Annotated in this window: 17 protein-coding genes; 11 read left to right on the forward strand and 6 right to left on the reverse strand. The window is 63.5% G+C overall.

The window, feature by feature from the left end; genetic code table 11:
- Positions 1-29: 29 nt before the first annotated feature.
- The 5 genes from VIQ49_RS13140 to VIQ49_RS13160 all read right to left on the reverse strand — a co-directional run bounded on the left by VIQ49_RS13140 (position 30) and on the right by VIQ49_RS13160 (position 6,810).
- A complete protein-coding gene (locus VIQ49_RS13140) occupies positions 30-893 on the reverse strand; it encodes an alpha/beta hydrolase (RefSeq protein ID WP_331885226.1) in 864 nt (287 codons plus the stop codon).
- 37 nt (positions 894-930) lie between these two features.
- Positions 931-2,133: a cytochrome P450 gene (locus VIQ49_RS13145; RefSeq protein WP_331885228.1), complete on the reverse strand. Its 1,203-nt coding sequence runs from the start codon at positions 2,131-2,133 to the stop codon at positions 931-933.
- A 266-nt stretch (positions 2,134-2,399) separates the two neighbouring features.
- Positions 2,400-3,389, reverse strand: a complete 990-nt coding sequence (locus VIQ49_RS13150) for a LacI family DNA-binding transcriptional regulator (RefSeq protein ID WP_331885230.1) — start codon at positions 3,387-3,389, stop codon at positions 2,400-2,402.
- Positions 3,390-3,540: 151 nt separating this feature from the next.
- Positions 3,541-5,151 (reverse strand): FAD-dependent oxidoreductase, encoded by a 1,611-nt coding sequence (locus VIQ49_RS13155; protein WP_331885318.1) that lies wholly within the window; start codon positions 5,149-5,151, stop codon positions 3,541-3,543.
- Positions 5,152-5,262: 111 nt separating this feature from the next.
- Entirely contained in the window at positions 5,263-6,810 is a 1,548-nt protein-coding gene (locus VIQ49_RS13160; RefSeq protein ID WP_331885232.1) for an AMP-binding protein, read from the reverse strand.
- Between the two features lie 423 nt (positions 6,811-7,233).
- Here VIQ49_RS13160 and VIQ49_RS13165 point away from each other — a divergent pair, with 423 nt between their 5' ends.
- The 5 genes from VIQ49_RS13165 to VIQ49_RS13185 are packed head-to-tail and all read left to right on the forward strand — an operon-like array spanning position 7,234 to position 12,214.
- On the forward strand, positions 7,234-8,598 hold the full coding sequence (locus VIQ49_RS13165) for a cytochrome P450 (protein WP_331885234.1): 1,365 nt from the start codon (positions 7,234-7,236) through the stop codon (positions 8,596-8,598).
- A 50-nt stretch (positions 8,599-8,648) separates the two neighbouring features.
- On the forward strand, positions 8,649-9,749 hold the full coding sequence (locus tag VIQ49_RS13170; protein ID WP_331885236.1) for an amidohydrolase family protein: 1,101 nt from the start codon (positions 8,649-8,651) through the stop codon (positions 9,747-9,749).
- 11 nt (positions 9,750-9,760) lie between these two features.
- Positions 9,761-10,906 carry an amidohydrolase family protein gene (locus tag VIQ49_RS13175; RefSeq protein WP_331885238.1) on the forward strand — a complete coding sequence of 382 codons (1,146 nt, stop codon included), beginning with the start codon at positions 9,761-9,763 and terminating at the stop codon, positions 10,904-10,906.
- Between the two features lies 1 nt (position 10,907).
- Positions 10,908-11,315: a Rieske (2Fe-2S) protein gene (locus VIQ49_RS13180; protein ID WP_331885240.1), complete on the forward strand. Its 408-nt coding sequence runs from the start codon at positions 10,908-10,910 to the stop codon at positions 11,313-11,315.
- Positions 11,312-12,214: an alpha/beta hydrolase gene (locus VIQ49_RS13185; protein ID WP_331885242.1), complete on the forward strand. Its 903-nt coding sequence runs from the start codon at positions 11,312-11,314 to the stop codon at positions 12,212-12,214. Before VIQ49_RS13180 ends, VIQ49_RS13185 begins: the two co-directional genes overlap by 4 nt.
- A gap of 20 nt (positions 12,215-12,234) precedes the next feature.
- On the opposite strand, the gene VIQ49_RS13190 is transcribed toward VIQ49_RS13185, so the two are convergent.
- Positions 12,235-12,708 carry a hypothetical protein gene (locus VIQ49_RS13190; protein WP_331885244.1) on the reverse strand — a complete coding sequence of 158 codons (474 nt, stop codon included), beginning with the start codon at positions 12,706-12,708 and terminating at the stop codon, positions 12,235-12,237.
- 72 nt (positions 12,709-12,780) lie between these two features.
- On the opposite strand from VIQ49_RS13190, the gene VIQ49_RS13195 reads away from it, so the two are divergent.
- From VIQ49_RS13195 to VIQ49_RS13220, 6 genes are all read left to right on the forward strand, one after another.
- Positions 12,781-14,100, forward strand: coding sequence for an NADH-ubiquinone oxidoreductase-F iron-sulfur binding region domain-containing protein (locus VIQ49_RS13195; RefSeq protein WP_331885246.1), 1,320 nt, complete (start codon positions 12,781-12,783; stop codon positions 14,098-14,100).
- On the forward strand, positions 14,097-14,336 hold the full coding sequence (locus VIQ49_RS13200) for a ferredoxin (protein ID WP_414731629.1): 240 nt from the start codon (positions 14,097-14,099) through the stop codon (positions 14,334-14,336). The genes VIQ49_RS13195 and VIQ49_RS13200 overlap by 4 nt, the downstream gene beginning before the upstream one ends.
- 72 nt (positions 14,337-14,408) lie before the next feature.
- Positions 14,409-15,059: a TetR/AcrR family transcriptional regulator gene (locus VIQ49_RS13205; RefSeq protein WP_331885248.1), complete on the forward strand. Its 651-nt coding sequence runs from the start codon at positions 14,409-14,411 to the stop codon at positions 15,057-15,059.
- The gene (locus VIQ49_RS13210) at positions 15,056-15,535 is read left to right on the forward strand and encodes a hypothetical protein (RefSeq protein ID WP_331885250.1); all 480 of its coding nucleotides are present in this window, start codon (positions 15,056-15,058) and stop codon (positions 15,533-15,535) included. The genes VIQ49_RS13205 and VIQ49_RS13210 overlap by 4 nt, the downstream gene beginning before the upstream one ends.
- Positions 15,536-15,661: 126 nt before the next feature.
- Positions 15,662-16,477: a hypothetical protein gene (locus tag VIQ49_RS13215; RefSeq protein WP_331885252.1), complete on the forward strand. Its 816-nt coding sequence runs from the start codon at positions 15,662-15,664 to the stop codon at positions 16,475-16,477.
- Positions 16,474-17,061, forward strand: coding sequence for a twin-arginine translocation pathway signal (locus tag VIQ49_RS13220; protein ID WP_331885254.1), 588 nt, complete (start codon positions 16,474-16,476; stop codon positions 17,059-17,061). The genes VIQ49_RS13215 and VIQ49_RS13220 overlap by 4 nt, the downstream gene beginning before the upstream one ends.
- Positions 17,062-17,070: the final 9 nt, after the last annotated feature.

Here is a 17,070-nt window from a genome sequence, read left to right on the forward strand (position 1 = left end):
GCTGCACCGTCGATTGCTGACGACACTCCTCAACACCCCAGCAGGAATTCGAGATGGAGCGCGTTGAAGGTCTTGGCGTCCTCGTATTGCGGCCAATGTCCGCAACCGGTCATCACCTCGAAGCGAGAGCCCGGGATCATCGATGCGATCCGGCGTCCCTCATCGACGTCGGCGGTCGGATCATCGCTGGTCCACAGGACCATCGTCGGCGCCTCGATGCTCCCGTATTCGCTGGGCCCCAGCAGGTTCCGGGCCCTGATTTCCGGGTCCTGCAAGGCCATGATGTCGCTCATCGCGTCGACGAACCCCGGTTGACGATAGATCCGCTGCCGACTGGCGACGATGTCGTCGTAGTCTTTCGACTCATCGGCCATCAGCCACTTGATGCGGGCCTGCACGGTCTCCCACGACGGATTCTGCGCGGCGGCCATCGACAGGTCGATGATCCGTTTCATCACAACCGGATCGGCCTGTGATCCACCGGCGGTGTTCAGCACCAACCGGTTGATCCGGTCGGGATTGTCCGCGGCGGCGCGGGCGGCCACCCAGCCACCGAGGGACTCGCCGCTGAGGCTGGCCCGCTCGGCGCCGATCGCATCGAGGAACTGCAGGAAATGGTCTACGTAGTGCGGGATTTCGAGAGGGTGGCCCGGTTTTCCGGTATAGCCGTGTCCGAGCATGTCGATCGACCAGGTCGAGAAGTGCTCGGCGTGCGACTCCAGGTTGCGCACATAGGCTTCGGCGTGGCCGCCGGATCCGTGGAGCAGCACAAGGACCGGCTTGCTGTGGTCACCGGCGTGCAGGTAGCGCGTCCGGATGCCACCTATCGTCAGGTATCCCTGTTCGAAAGCGACACCCTGCAGGTCGATCCAGACGCTCTCATGTTCTGGCACTTGTCATCTCCAGTGTGGTCGGTTCGACACTGCGCCCTCAGCGGGTCACGGCGGGCATTGATTCCCAGCCCCGAACGGTCGACGTCGGCGACAATGTCGCCGCCCCGAGGTCCACGTCCCACTCCGGAAAGCGTTTGAGGACTTCTTCGAGTGCGATTCGGCCTTCGAGGCGAGCCAGCGCGGCACCCAGGCAGAAGTGTGCTCCGACGCTGAAAGCAACGTGCGGACGCGATTCGCGATGGATGTCGAATACGTCTCCATCGGGTGGAAACTGCCGATCATCGCGATTGGCCGAGCCGAGAAGCAGCGTCATGACGCTACCCTCCGGCACGGTCTGACCGTAATACTCGACGTCACGAGTAACGTATCGGGACGCGTGCGGTGCCGGCGGTTCGAAGCGGAGCAGCTCCTCAATGGCCTTGGGAATCAAGGTATTGTCTTCCGCCAGCTCTCGACGCTGGTCCGGATGCTCCGCGAGCACCTTGCCGGCCCACCCAATCAAGCGGGTGGTGGTCTCGTTCCCGGCCCCGGCAACGACGTTGACGTAGGTGAGCAACTCCCCGCGGGTCAGCTTTCGGACTTCGCCCGTCTCGTCCGTGAACTCGACGTTGAGCAGTTCCGTCATGATGTCGTCGGACGGATTCTCCGCACGCCAATCGATGTATTCGGCAAATATCTCTCCGGTGTCCAGGCCTTCCTCTGCGGCCTTCATCGGTTTGCCTGCCTCGGTGCGCATCTGAGCGTTCGTGTGGTCCCTGATGGCTTCCTGGTCCTTCTCCGGGATCCCGATCAGCATGCCGATGGTCCGCATCGGCATCTGGGCTCCGAGGTCGGCAACAAAGTCGAACTTCCCGGTTCCGACAAGCGGATCGAGGCTGCGGGCGCAGAACTCGCGGATCTTGGGCTCGAGATCCAAAATCTTGCGCGGAGTGAACATTCGCGCGAGGAGCTTGCGGTGAACCGTGTGGATCGGCGGATCCTCGAAGATCAGAACGCCTGGCGGAATCGGGATGTTCGCCCTGATCAGCTCAAGAATCGCACCCCGGGCAGAGCTGAAGGTCTTCGGGTCGGTGAGAGCACCATTGACGTCGGCATAGCGACTGAGTACATAGAAGTCGTGTTCGTTGTTGTAATACAGCGGCGACTCTTCTCTGAGCCGCCGAAACATCGGATAAGGATCGGCATTCAATTCCACATCGTATGGGTCGAAATGCACATCACTATTCGCACTCACCGTCACCGGATTGCCCCTCCCTCTGTGCCGTTAACGCAGGCGTCGGCACGCTTCGCAAACCACTCTTCAGAACAAAAGGTGGCTGATTTATGAACACGGTCGATCTCCCGGGAGCAGCTTCCCTATTTACGGCTATTCGCTGCTCCGGGCATTTCAATTTGCCGCAAGACTATTTTCGACTGAGTAGGAGCTTACACGCGTAAGTGACTCGCGTCACGAAAATTCCACAGTTAGTTCTCTTGACGGCGTCGGAGCGTCCTGACCAGCGACGATCAGGTCGATTGACGCTGGATCAGCTCGAAGACGTTCGCGCTGCTGGGGTCCTCATCCGGCTGATATCCGAGCTCGCGCATCATCGCGACCACCGCGGCGTCGACGATCGCGCCGGCATGGATCTTCACGGTGGTGAGCGGCGGATTGCTCACCGGCCCGAGGGGACTGGCCTCCCCGCCGATGACAGCGAGGTCCTGCGGGCACCGCAGTCCCGCTTCACGCATCCCGTGGAGCACCACAAACGCGGCATCGTCGCTCGCGGCGTACACCGCGGTCACACCCTGCCGCACCCAGTCGGTGACGATTGGGGCCGCGTCGGCACCACTGGGCTCGAACGACCCGGCCGGGATCTCGGGAAGTCCCCGCTCGAGCGCGGCGGCGCGTACGCCGGCACGCCGAAAGCCGTTCAACGCCAACTGCTTGGGCACGTCGATCCCGGCGAACGCCAGCTTGGTGTGACCTTTGGCCACCAGGTGATTCACGACCAGCTCACCAACCGACAAGTTCAGAGAGTCGAAACCGTCGAGGTGGGCACTGACCACGTCGATGTGCCGGATACCGGCCGCGTCGACAACCGCGCGTGGCTCGGCGGCGAGCGGAAAGATACTGGTCACGGCGATCGGGTTCAAGTTTGCGATCGCACCGGTCATGCTCGCCGGATCTTTCGTCTCGAACTGCAAGGAGACGACCACACCGTGCTTGGCCAGTGCCGCTGTCAGTCGACTGCCGACCTCGATCGGCAACTCACTGAGCGCCATCCGGGGCAGGACGTAGAGCACAACACCGCTGCCACCGACCGCCAGATTGCGTGCCGCCAGATTCGGTCGGTAGCCAAGTGTCTCGGCGGCACTGCGTACCGCTGCCTGGGTCTGAGCGGAGATCTTCTGACCTGTGACGTTGTTGAGGACATAACTGACCGTCGCCGGTGAGACCTTGGCCAGGCGGGCAACATCGGCTTTTGTCGGCCTCGACGGCCCCTTGACGGCCACTGCCACCTCCGACTTCACACTCAGGCGCCACCGCCACCCGCCGAGCACATACAGCGCCGGCGGGGGTGTGCCTGGGGGCGAGATTATCAAGACCCCGAACGCCGCGCCGTACGCGACGCCTCCGAAAGGCGACGAACCCGGCTCCCGAAGGTTACAGCGACGTGCCGGTGGCCGCCCTGTGACCTGCACGAAAACCCCAGACCATGGCCGGGCCGATCGTGCCACCCGCTCCTCCGTATGCGCGTCCTGTCACGCCGGCCATGGCGTTGCCGACAGCAAACAGACCGTCGATCACCGCGCCATCGACATGCATGACCCGCGCATCCCGATCGGTCCGCGGCCCACCCTTGGTACCCATCGCACCAACAGTCACCGGAACCGCGTAGAAGGGACCGGTGTCCAGCGGACCGAGAGTCCGTCCGGCCAACGTCGGAGCGGTCTCGTCGCCCCACCATCCGTCATAGGCGCTGGCGCCGCGACCGAATTCCGGATCGATCTCCGCGGCGACATTGCGATTCCACTCCACAATTGTTCCTTCGAGGCCGTCGGAATCAATTCCCACCCTGTGCGCGAGTTCACGCAAATCCCGCGATTCCGAAAACCATTCAGGCACCGAATCACGCGGATCAACTCCCAGAAAGCCGAACCTCTTGAGATGCAACGCGTCGAAAACAATCCAACCCGGATCATTGACGTAACCACCCTTGGGGTCCAGATAATGAAATGCACCGGCCATTGAATTATATTCTGACGCCTCGTTGACAAACCGTTTACCGGCCCGATTCACCATGATACTGCGTGGACGCGTGCGCTCGAGTCGCACACTTCGGCTGCGCGGCCTGCCCTCGATCGTGTCACCTGGGATCCGCACGATCGGCACCCACCAAGCCTCGCTCATGTTGCCGAGATCGGCGCCGAGCGCCATCGCCATCCGAAGGCCGTCGCCGGTGCCGTTGGGCGGGGACACCGGGCCGTGCATCGGTCCGCGCAGGTAGGTCTTCACCAACGCCTCGTCCCATTCGAAGCCACCGGTGGCCAGGATGACGCCGCCTCGCGCCCTGACGGCGAAATCATTGCCCCCCTTGGTCATATGGGCTCCGACAACACGGCCTGCCTCCGTGATGAGGCGGCGGGCCTGTGCGCCGGTCTCGGGGACCACCCCGGCATCCAGTAGCCCCCGGAGGAGGCCACCGATCAGCGCCGCACCCGCCACGCAGACATCGGAGTCAGCCGAGATATCCACCGATGCGTTGAGTCTGGCCCTGGTCTCCGCGTCGAAACCGACGTTGCTCCAGTCGGCGGGGAAGGTGGTGATCCGATTCCTCCACTCCCCCAGCCGGTTGAGATCAAACGGGATCGGACTCAGTGATCGGCCACCCGAGGGCCGGCCGCCGGGCAGCTCGGGCTTGTAGTCCGGGAACCCTTCCGCGATCTCGAAACGGAGCGCACTGTGCGCCTCCACGAAGTCGATCGTCGCCTCGCCGGTTCGGACAAAATCCTCTACGAGGGCGTCATCCATCGAGTCCAGCGACTGCGCCCGGAGGTAGCTCAGCGCATCCTCGACGCTCAACTCGCCGTCGGGGCTGCGATGATGCGCGGGGATCCAGGCGATCCCGCCCGAGACGGCACTGGTGCCCCCGACGGTTGCCGCCTTGTCGTAGATCGCCACGTCCGCACCGGCATGCACCGCGGACAGCGCGGCCGTCATCCCGGCCGCACCGGTGCCCAGGACGAGTACATCGACCTCACGGTCGAACGACACTGTTTCCTCCCCGGGGGCGCGCTCACCGACCGGGTGGCCATCATCAATGTCAGACACGAGTCTTTCCTTTCAATTCATCGGCGACAACGGGGCGCCGATAAGGTCGGAATATCAATAGGTTTGCTGTGGCGAGAATAGATTCTGGCGCCGAATCAAGTGCTTTTGCACTTTCCCACTCGGAGTCCTCGGAAGATCATTCATCTCGACAATCAGTTCAGGCCATTTATGTTTTACAACCCGCATTTCCTGGAAATGCATACGAACGTTTTCCAATGTCGGGAGTTCATACCCGTCGCGAATCCGAATGACAGCCGCCGCCCGCTCGCCGAGACGGGGATCGCGCACCGCGAGCACCGCCGCCTCCGCCACCGCGGGCATCTGCAACAGCACCTCTTCGAGCTCGAGGGCACTGATGTTCTCACCACCCCGGATGATGATGTCCGCCTTCCGGTCCGTGATGGTGAGGCATCCGTCGGAATCGATCAGACCCACATCGCCCGTCCGGTACCACCCTTCGTCGTCGAATGCTGCGGCCGTCAACACGTCGTCGGTGTATCCCAGGAACAGGTCGGGACCGCGACTGAGGATTTCGCCATCGTCGGCCAGCCGGATCTCGACGCCGGGCATCGGACGGCCGTCGGTCAGCAGTCGGTGCCGCTCCGGAGCGTCGAACGGTGAGCCCGTGATGGACGGATGCTCGGTGCTCCCGTACGCACGAAAGGCAACTATTCCCAGGTCAGCGAGCCTCTGCGTGAGACTCGGCGAGACCGCGGCACCACCGAGACCCACACATCGAACATGGGACAGGTGTTCCGCGGAGAAGTCGGGATGGTCGAGCAGGCTGGTCACGAAGTACGGCGGTCCACCGCCGACCGACAGTCCGTCGCGCAACATCAACCTCAGTGCGTGACCAGGATCCCAGACGTCCATGAGATTGACCGGCTTCCGATTGAGCACCGGGATGAGCAGGGCGCCGACCATGCCGATGAAATGGCCCACGGGCGTTGCTGTCAGCTGGCAGCCCGCGTCCTGAGCGTTCTGCGCCGCCAACTGACGTGTCTCACACCCGAGTGTCTGATGGGTGTGGACAACCCCCTTGGGCGCACTGGTGGTACCGGAGGTGAAAGCGATGAGGGCCGGCCCATCCGGATCCACCGGAACTGCCCCAGCCATCGGCTCCGCGCCCAGCAGATCATCAAAATCACGGCCGACCACGCCGACAATGGGAACGTCGGCGCAGACCTCGGGGTCATGGACAAGGCGACCGAAGCGTTCGGCTGTGATGAATGCGGCAGGCTTCGACACCGCGAGAATGTGTACGACTTCGCGACGCCCGTATATGTGGACTATCGGCACCACCACCGCGCCGATCAGGCTCGATGCCCAGAAGGTCGCCGCCGCCTCCATCCAGTTCGGCAATTGGAATGCCACCACATCACCCGGCTTCACACCGCGGGAGCGAAGGCCTGTCGCAAGCCGGCGAGCGACGTCCTCGACGTCGGCGTAGGTCCCCGTCCACGGCGAGATCTCCGAGTGCACACAGAACCGAAGGTCTCGCACCTCGGCGAGTCCGGCGTCGAGAATCTGCCCGATCGATTCACCGCTCCACCATCCTTCCGCCGCATATCGGGCTCGCTTGTCCTCCGGGATATACCGCATCGTCGACTCTCCTACCATTGGCCTCGAGACCTATCGCGGTCGAACAGCACGGCCTCACATCGTGTGAAATTTCAGTACGGGTGTCCCAATACCGGTTTCGCAATCAGCGGTTTCGGACGAACTCACGCACCCCTGCCCAGCCGGTCTCAGATGACCAGAAACCTTGTTGCCGAATCGACCGTAGAGTAGCATTCTCACAAACCGCAAGATCGTTCTTCTGGCATGAATTAACGTTCCGAATACCGGGGTAACTTCGGCCCGAGGCCCGTCGATAAAAGTTACCGAGGCGTACAGTCCAGAGCTACGAGAAGTCGATTGAATCGGCGAAAGGGAACTTTTCTTGAGGCTTATCGACGACGAGTTCCCAACCGGGTCAGCCCACCAAACTTTCACCACTGTGACGGAAGGAAGGACACCTCAACCGTGACCACCGAACAATCCACCGACGACCACGCGGCGCGCAAAGGCCTGCACTTCGATCGCCACACACCCGAGTATCGACACCAGTTCGAATCGATCACCTCCGAGATGCATCAGAAGTGTCCCCTCGCCTGGACTGAGACCTACGACGGACACTGGGTGGCCGCGGGGAACAACGAGGTCTTCGAACTGGCGCGTTCACCCTTTGTATCGAACGACAACGATCTCAACGGAGTCCGCAAGGGGTACAGGGGAATCAGCATCCCTATACCGGAGCATGAACTGATCGCACGCGGTGGCATGCTGGAAATGGATGAACCCGAACACCATCACTACCGCCAGGTTCTCAACCCGTACCTGTCACCGGCCGCGGTGAAACGGTGGGAGCCCTTCATCAACGAAGTGGTCAACGCAAGTATCGACGAGAGAATCGAAACCGGCACAATCGATTTCGTCGACGACCTGGCGAACGTGGTACCTGCCGTGCTGACGCTGGCGATGCTCGGGGTCTCGCTCGACAAGTGGTCCATCTACTGCGAACCGGTGCACGCCTCCGTGTACACGCCCGCCAACACCCCTGAATACGCCCGGGTGCACGAGCAGTATCAGGAGATGGGCCTCGACCTGATGTCGAACGTGGCGGAGATACGTGAACAGCCCCGACCTGGCCTGATCCAGGCGCTGGTCGACATGCGAATCGACGGGCAGCCGGCGCCGGACCTCGAAGTCCTCGGCATGCTGGGCCTCATCATCGGCGGCGGCTTCGACACCACTACGGCGCTCACCGCGCACGCACTTGAATGGCTTTCGGAAAACCCGGACGAGCGCACCCGGCTCAGCGAGGACCGGGACGACCTACTCAACTCGGCAACCGAGGAGTTCCTTCGCTACTTCACGCCGGCTCCCGGTGACGGGCGGACCATCTCGTCAGACTGTACCTATTCCGGTACAGACCTGAAAGAGGGTGAACGGCTGTGGATTTCGTGGGCGATGGCCAACCGTGATCCTGATGTCTTCAACGAGCCCAACAGCATTCAGCTCGACCGCGGGGCCAACCGGCACTACAGCTTCGGCCTCGGAATCCATCGCTGCATCGGATCAAATGTCGCACGAACTGTTTTCAAATCGATGCTCATCGCCGTACTCGACCGCATGCCCGACTATCGTTGCGACCCCGACGCCGCCGTCCATTACGACACCATCGGCGTCATCCAGGGCATGCGCCATCTGCCCGCCACATTCACGCCCGGCCCCAAGTTGGGCCCAGGCCTGGACGAGACTCTCAAAAGACTGCAAAAGCTCTGTGCCGAAAAAGAACTCGCGGCACCCGTCACCCCGCGCCGCACTGCCGGCGACATCGATCGCTGACCCGTGCCCGAACACCCGAGGTCCCAGCCCCATCACCAGGAGGCCAGCCGATGAGGACACATCCAGACGGCACCACCACACCGGTCATCGACACCAGTGTGCACATCTTCTTCACGTCGAACAAAGACATGCGCAACCATCTACGCGAACCGTTCAAGAGTCGCGGCATCCCCGACGTCGAGATGGATTGGTATGGCGCACCGGGCGGTGAGTACGCGCCGGGTACCCGCGGCCCAGACAAGGGATACCCGGGCTCGGATCCGGCACTGGTCGCGCAGCACCTGTTCGCCGACCGCGGAATCGACGTGGCGATCCTGCACCCGATGACCCGTGGCATCCTTCCCGACCGCCATCTCACCAGTGCCGTCCTGGCCGCGCACAACGAGATGATGGTGTCGCGCTGGCTGGAATCGGCGGAGTACGGTGATCGCTTCCGCGGAACAATCCGGATCAATCCCGAAGACGTCACCGGTGCCCTGCGAGAGATCGAGCGCTGGCGCAGCCATCCACGGGTGGTCCAGATCGGTATCCCCCTCCAGTCACGCGAGCTGTACGGCAAACCTCAGTTCTGGCCGATCTGGGAGGCCGCCGCGGACGCGAACCTCCCGGTGGCAGTACACATCGAGACCGGTGAGAGCATCGCATTCCCTCCCACCCCGTCGGGGCACGCACGGACCTATGAGCAATACCTCGGGTTCATGGATCTGAATTACATCTATCACCTGATGAACATGATCGCCGAAGGTGTCTTCGAGCGGATCCCGACGCTGAAGTTCGTCTGGGCCGATGGTGGCGCAGACCTGCTGACGCCGTTCATCTGGCGCATGGACACCTTCGGCCGCCCGCACCTGGAACAGACTCCGTGGGCACCCCGGATCCCCAGCGACTATCTGCCCGACCACGTCTACTTCGTCCAGAGCAGCATCGACGGCCCCGGCAACACCGACTTCGCCGGCCAGTGGCTGGGCTTCACCGGCAAGGACGACATGGTGATGTTCGGTTCGAGTTATCCACATTGGCACTGCAATTCACCCGCCACGTTGCCGGACTCACTGAGCCCCGGGCAACGCGACAAGCTCTGTTGGCGCAATGCCGCCGCGATCTACGGCATCGACGTCGCGGCCGGGCTGGCGACCCCCGGGCCGGCGTGAAGGGAAAAACAATGACCACCACCGAAGTTCACGAACGCACACCCGACACCGAGATGATCCCGGTCCGGGTTGTCGATTCCGATGTCCACCCGGTCCCGCGGCGGGGCGAACTCGTCGACCACATACCCGAGCCGTACCGGAGTCAGTACTTCCTCAGTCACCGGGTCGGGGACACGATCGTCTACGACGCACCCGACTATGCGCACTCCTACGCGATGCGGGTCGATTCGTTCCCCACCGACGGCGAGTTCCCGGGCAGCGACCCGGAACTCGCGTTCCGACAGCTGATCATCGACGCCGGTTCAGACATCGCAATCCTGGAACCGACTGTCAAGGCGACACGGCTCCCCGAGGCCACACAAGCTCTCGCCGCCGGCGTCAACAGCTGGCTCGCGGCCCACTGGCTCGACCCCCACAACAACTGGCATCAGCGCTGGCGCGGTTCCATCTGCGTCGCCATCGACGATCCCGCCGGTGTGGCCGCGGAGATCGAGAAGTGGGCAGGCCACGAGTACATGTCCCAGATCCTCATCAAGGCCGAGCCGCGACCGGCCTGGGGCGACCCGGCCAACGACTCGCTGTGGGCGAGCGCGGTCAAGCATGACCTCCCGGTCAGCTGCCACCTGAGCCGCGGTGCGTTCGAGACCATGCCCATGCCGCCGGTCGGGTTCCCCAGTTACAACCACGACTTCATGGTCACCTACTCGCTGCTGGCCGCCAACCAGATCATGAGCCTGATCTTCGACGGTGTCTTCGACCGATTCCCGGCGCTGCGGGTGGTGTTCGTCGAGCACGCGTTCACCTGGATCCTGCCGTTGATGTGGCGGATGGACGCCATCTACGAAGCCCGCAAATCTTTTGTGTCGATCAAGCGCAAGCCGTCGGAGTACGTGAAGGAGCACATCAGGTTCACGACCCAGCCGCTGGACTATCCGGAGGACAAGACCGAGCTGACCCGCGCATTCGAGTGGATGGAGGCCGACAAGATCCTGCTGTTCTCGTCGGACTATCCGCACTGGACGTTCGACGATCCGCGCTGGCTGGTCAAGCATCTTCCCCGGCACGCACGCGAAGCTGTCATGTTCCGCAACGGCATCGAGACCTATCACCTGCCCGAATTCGTTCCGGCCCTCAAAGATCAGGTCCGGGTGCACTGAGATGACGGACGAGACAACGCCAGAGAACGCCCCATCGCCCCGGCTCGCCCAGGGACGTGAACACGTGGTCGCCGCGGTGACCGAGATTCCGCCCGGCTCATCAAAAGTCGTCCCGATCGGGCGCCACGGTGTTGGTGTCTACAACGTGGGCGGCACGTTCTACGCGATCGCCAACTACTGCCCACACGAGGGCGGGCCGCTGTGTTCGGGGCGGGCCCGCGGGCGAACCATCGTCGACGACAGTGTGCCCGGCGACGCGGTGATGGTCCGGGACATGGAGTTCATCTACTGTCCCTGGCACCAGTGGGGCTTCGAATTATCCACCGGGACAACCGCGGTGAAGCCGGAGTGGAGTATCCGTACGTACCCGGTGCGGGTGGTCGGCGACGAGGTCCTGGTCACCGCATGAGCGCAGGAGAACCATTGATCAGTCCGCAGAGCAGTACCATGGAGATCAACGGTGGCAACGTCGTCTACGAAATCCTCGGCACGTCAGATGAACTCATCGTTCTGACCCCCGGCGGCCGATTTGGCAAAGACATTCCGGGCCTGCGGCCGTTGGCACAGGCCCTGGTCGACGGCGGATACTCGGTCCTGTTGTGGGACCGCCCCAACTGCGGGGCTTCCGACGTCCAGTTCTATGGCCGGTCCGAATCCCACATGCGCGCCGAGACACTCGCGAAGCTGCTCCGCGGACTCGGCCGCGGACCGTGCATCGTGGCCGGCGGATCCGGTGGTGCCCGGGACTCGATGTTGCTGACCATCCTCTACCCGGAGCTCGTGCGCACATTGGTCCTGTGGAACATCGTCGGCGGCATCTACGGAACGTTCAATCTGGGTGCGCACTACGTACTTCCGAGCTTGCAGGCCGTCAGAGGGCTCGGCACCGAGGGGCTGCTACGGCTCCGCGAATGGCGCGAGCGGATAGACGAGAATCCGGCCAACAAGCAGCGCCTGCTCGATCTCGACCCGGACGAGTTCGTGAAACTATCGCTCCGGTGGCTCGGCAGCTATGTCCCCAAACCGGGCCAGACGATCCCCGGTGTCGAAGACGAACTGTTCGACCGAATCACGGTCCCCACCCTCATCATCCGGGGCGGAGAAAACGACCTCGATCATCCCAAGCGCACATCACTGGAGGTCAGTTGCCTGATCCGCGGCAGCACCCTGATCGACCCGCCCTGGCCCGAGGATGCCTGGGAACGTGCGATGGAGGACCGCGCATCAGGTAGGTCTAACGGCTTCAACATGTTCGACACCTGGGTCCAGGCCGCTCCCGACATCCTGAAGTTCCTGGCGGACACATGACTCGAGACGACGTGGCGCGTTCACACCGCGCGAATCCAGACCTCGCAATTGAGGGACGCCTCCAGCGCGGTGTGGATACGGCTTTCCGGAACCCGATCGAGATCGGCCTCGGCGATGGAGACAACCACCACATCCCAGCCGTCCGGTCCGGCCGTCCGCACGATATCCGCGGTCAGTCCGAATCCGGCGAGCACACCGTGCGCGTCGTCATCGGTCCCCCGGCTGATGAAGGTCACCACTCCGGCAAGCGGAACCACACCAAAGACACTCTCGCACAGATCGAGCCCCCGCCCATGCAGGACGTCCGGGTTGTCCCCCGTCATCAACAGTTCGATCTCACGGCGACCGGCAGGTGCCAGCGCGAGATTCACGTCGATCAGTTCTGCGCCCAGGTGCGCAGCCTCCGAGCGGAGCGCAGCCATGCCCGCCGATAACCGCTGTCCGTCCAGTACACCCTCGGGATCAACGTTGATCCGCAACACCGCCGTTCTCATGGGGGTGAGCCTAACCGGGCAACTCCGTATCCGGCGAGGATCATCCCGACGCGGCCTGGAGAATCGAGGGAAATGAGTACCGCCCCAACGAAAGCGGCTACCGACCGGCCCGTGCCCGTCGACGTCGCTTCCATGCCTGGGACCACCCCGAGGCTGGTGCACACAGATCGTCACGTCGAGGATCTTGCCGACTACCGCCTGGGCGGCGGATATGCGCCCCTCGAGACTCCCGACCGGTTGCTGCGGGAGGTGGACGACTCCGGACTTCGCGGACGCGGTGGTGCCGGGTTCCCGCTGGGGATCAAGTTGCGGTCTGTGGCCGCACACGGAGTGCGTGCGGACGGGGCCATCGTCGTCGCCAACGGCGAAGAGGGAGAACCCGCTTCGGTGAAGGACCGGTGGCTGATGCGGCACCGCCCCCACCTGGTTCTCGACGGTCTCCGGCTGGCGGCCGCCGCCGTCGGCGCCCGCCGGGGCCACGTCTATGTCTCCGACGCCGAGTCCGCGTCGGCCATCGAAACCGCGGTGAGCGATGCCGCCGAGATTCTCGGCAACCTCGAACTGTCGGTGCTGGTGGTCGGAGCCGGATATGTCAGCGGCGAAGAGACCGCCGCGATCCGGGCGATCAACGGTGGTCCGGCCAAGCCCAGCGACAAGCCTCCGCGGCCGTTCGAGCAGGGTGTTGCCGGGATGCCGACGCTGGTCAGCAATGTCGAGACGCTGGCACACATTCCGTACATCGCCCGCCATGGCGCCGGGGCATTCCGGTCCCGTGGGACCACGTTGTCGCCCGGTACATTCCTGGCCACGGTCACCGGCGCGGGTAAACCTCCTGTCCTGTACGAGATCCCGCACGGTTTGCCGCTCACGGATCTGCTCGCGCTGCACGGTGTGTCACCCGAGGACGTTCGAGGCATCCTCATGGGCGGGTATTTCGGCGGGCTGCTCGGCCGGGATGTCCTCACCGGCACCCTCGACCACGAGAGCATCCGGTCGCTGGGCGGTGGGCTCGGTTGCGGCGCCATCTCACTGATCACCGATGAATGTCCGGTGGCGGTCGGCGCATCGGTGATGAGCTATTTCGACCGCGAAAATGCCGGTCAGTGCGGATCGTGCTTCAACGGCACCGCAGCCATGGCAGCCGTGCTCAACGGGCTGCGTGATGGGATCGCCGACGCAGATGACCTCGCGCGTCTGGAGCGGTGGTCCGTGGTCCTGAGAGGCCGCGGCGCGTGCGCAACGCTGGACGCCGCCACCAATGTCGCCGCCACGGTCCTGTCCGGGTTCCAGGATGCCGTCGCCGATCACCGGTCCGGTCGATGCACCACCTGCGCCGAGGCGCCCTATCGCACCCTGCGGCCGTTTGCGGTCGAGATCGGAGCCCCGCTGTGAAGATTCGGCTCGACCGTACGATCTGCGACGGGTTCGGCACGTGCGCAAAGCATGCGCCCCAGTACTTTTCGCTCGACGACTGGGACTACGCGTCGTTGATCGGCAACGGTGAGGTCCCACCGGAAGACCGCGACCAGGTCATGCGCGCACTCCTGGATTGCCCCGCGCACGCAATCATCGAGATCTCAGAGGCGCGGGCGGGTGACGGCGCCCCTCCCGGCCCTGCAGTGACCTGATCGCCGACGCGCGGGCTCCCGCCGCAAATTGCCCCTTGTGTGTCACACTCTGCCAATGGCACACTATGCCATGTGACCTCTGCCACTCCTAGCAGTGCGGAACTGCCCAGGTATCACCCCCGATCCACCGAGGAACGCGCCGAACAGACCCGCCGCGCCATTGTCGCCGCGGCGTTGGAGGCGTTCCGTATCCACGGATACGAGGCAACGACGATGGGGGCGATCGCCACCCTGGCCGGCGTGTCACCACGCAGCCTGTACCGGCACTACGGAAGCAAAGACCGGCTCTTCGCAGAAACCGTCGCATTGGGCACCGAAGACCTCTTGACGTGCTTCGCAGCCAATCTCGAACGTATGCCGCTGCGCGAGGCGATTCTCGAGGCCGCCTGTGGCGCGACCGTCGATGCACACGAACGGAATCGAGCACTCCTGCACCTGGCATCGACACAACGGGAGATGTCGCGATATCTGCACCTGACCACCCGGCGGATGGTGCCGCCGCTGGCCGCCATTCTGCGCGTCTGGACCGGTGCGGACAGTGACGACGACGACCCGATTGTGTGGGAGACCCGCGCCACCGCGCTGATCGGCGCCCTGACATGCGGCTTCGGACATTGGGCGGCCACTCCGGATTCAGATGTCCGAGAACAGGTTTCCCGGGCCGTTGACACCGTTTTACCCATACTGCACAGTGCATCCGGCCACAAGGAGACAGATCGATGAGATATCAACTCAATGTGGTGGGCCGGAGCGTCACCGACGTCGTCCAGCATGCCGGTGGGCTCGTCTACGACCGGGTGATGGCCGGGTGGGACGTCACCGTGATACTCACCGACAACTGCGATACGCGGGCGGTGCAGATCCTCGGCGCAGATGTCGCAGACCTCGAAAATGCCCTTGCCACCGAGGGTTTCGGCCGCATACCTCAGGCAATCGCCATTGCCACCGACCTCTTCAAGAGCGACGACCGCGTGCAGGGCGGTGTCGTGAGGGCGCTCGCCAGCGGCACCGTTGACGTGTCTTTCTGGGGTGATTCCTGGCCGCTCGACTCCGACATCAACAACACCTCCGTCGTTCACCAATTGAGCTTCGCTGCACAGGCGTTCAAGTCTCATGCCCTGGCCGCTGCCGCCATACCCGCCGGCATCGCCGACCATCCCGAGGTGTTCCACAGTCGCGCCACGGTGTCGGCCGCCTGACCGCGGTCGGACTATCGATTTCGGCATGGCGATTCGCCGAAAGTGCTAGCGTCGCTAGCACGATAGAATTTTCTTGCGACCAGAACGGCCTGCAAGTGATGCGCCGGGGGGCGCCTGGAGGGCACGATGACCAAAGTCGACACCACCGATCTGGCAGTCCTCGAAGCCGAAGCGCTGGCCGAGGCCGCCGAGGCCAGCGCGGTAGCAGCTCGAGCCCGGGCACGAGCTGCCCAACTGCGACTCCGATCGCAATCACCACCAACCGATACCGAAGCGGCAGATGAAGCTGCGACCGGCTCCGGTGACATTCCGTCCGCGACCGAAGTGGCCGAAGATGTTGACGGACAGGAGATGGTACTCGGCGAAGACTCCGACGAACCACTCAGCGAGTCATCCGATCCATCCCCGGCAGAATCAGGGGACCAGCCGCCGCGCCCACGGTGGGCCCGACTGCGCCGGCCGGGCAGACGGACGATCGCCCTCGCGCTTGCCGCGGTGGTGATCGTCGCAGCACTGGGCACGAGCGGATATCTGGTCTGGCAACACCGCGACGTCACCGAAACACAAGAACTCGAAGCGGAATTCGATGCGGCAGCGCGCCAGGGCGTTGTCACCCTGACATCACTCGACTTCAATCGGGCTGCTGCCGATGTGCAACGGGTCCTGGACAATTCGACCGGCGCATTCTTCACCGAGTTCCAAAGCCGATCAGGCGATTTCACCAGCGTCGTCGAGCAATCACAGGTGACCACCAAAGGTCAGGTAAACGCCTCTGCCGTCGAGTCCATGTCCGAGGATTCGGCGGTTGTCCTGGTGGCCGCCACCTCCGAGGTCACCAATGCGGCAGGTGCTGAACAGGAATCCCGGGCGTGGCGGCTCAGCGTGACCGTGACCAGAGTTGACGGAGAACTGAAGATGTCGAAAGTCGAGTTCGTACCATGAGCGAATCCACGCCCGCAGTGACTCTCACCAAGAAACAAGGCAGTGGGGATGCCACCGAGGTGGATGCACCAGCGCAAGAATCGATGCCCGCCTCGGCTCGTGGACGCCTGTTCGGCACCGTGGCGGCCGCTTCGCTTGTTGCCGCCTCACTGGTCACGGTCGCGGCCACCTACTACTTCCTGTATGCACCGGACAATCACACCGACTCCGGCGCAAAGGAATCCGCCATGACGGCCGCAAACTCCGGCACGGTCGCGCTGCTCTCGTATTCGCCGGACACCCTGACCGACGATCTCGCCGCGGCCAAAACGCATTTGTCCGGCGAGTTCCTGGCGTACTACACCGAATTCACCGAGAAGGTCGTCGCACCGGCCGCGCAGGAGAACGCCGTGGACACTCAGGCCGAGGTTGTCAGATCGGCGGTCTCCGACATCAGCGAGAGTTCGGCAACCGTGCTGGTATTCATCAATCAGACGACCACCAGCACCGATAAACCCGATCCCGCACTGACAGCCAGTAGCGTGCGCGTCACATTGACCAAAGCTGATGACACCTGGAAGATCTCAGCATTCGATCCGGTGTGATTGTCCGGC

This window comes from Williamsia sp. (assembly GCF_036566845.1).
Classification (GTDB): domain Bacteria; phylum Actinomycetota; class Actinomycetes; order Mycobacteriales; family Mycobacteriaceae; genus Williamsia.

Excerpts from the sequence above, each read along its gene's own strand:
- VIQ49_RS13160 (WP_331885232.1), bottom strand. The coding sequence starts at position 6,810 with ATGCGGTATATCCCGGAGGACAAGCGAGCCCGATATGCGGCGGAAGGA.
- VIQ49_RS13170 (WP_331885236.1), top strand. The coding sequence starts at position 8,649 with ATGAGGACACATCCAGACGGCACCACCACACCGGTCATCGACACCAGT.
- VIQ49_RS13175 (WP_331885238.1), top strand. The coding sequence starts at position 9,761 with ATGACCACCACCGAAGTTCACGAACGCACACCCGACACCGAGATGATC.
- VIQ49_RS13180 (WP_331885240.1), top strand. The coding sequence starts at position 10,908 with ATGACGGACGAGACAACGCCAGAGAACGCCCCATCGCCCCGGCTCGCC.
- VIQ49_RS13185 (WP_331885242.1), top strand. The coding sequence starts at position 11,312 with ATGAGCGCAGGAGAACCATTGATCAGTCCGCAGAGCAGTACCATGGAG.
- VIQ49_RS13190 (WP_331885244.1), bottom strand. The coding sequence starts at position 12,708 with ATGAGAACGGCGGTGTTGCGGATCAACGTTGATCCCGAGGGTGTACTG.
- VIQ49_RS13195 (WP_331885246.1), top strand. The coding sequence starts at position 12,781 with ATGAGTACCGCCCCAACGAAAGCGGCTACCGACCGGCCCGTGCCCGTC.
- VIQ49_RS13210 (WP_331885250.1), top strand. The coding sequence starts at position 15,056 with ATGAGATATCAACTCAATGTGGTGGGCCGGAGCGTCACCGACGTCGTC.
- VIQ49_RS13215 (WP_331885252.1), top strand. The coding sequence starts at position 15,662 with ATGACCAAAGTCGACACCACCGATCTGGCAGTCCTCGAAGCCGAAGCG.
- VIQ49_RS13220 (WP_331885254.1), top strand. The coding sequence starts at position 16,474 with ATGAGCGAATCCACGCCCGCAGTGACTCTCACCAAGAAACAAGGCAGT.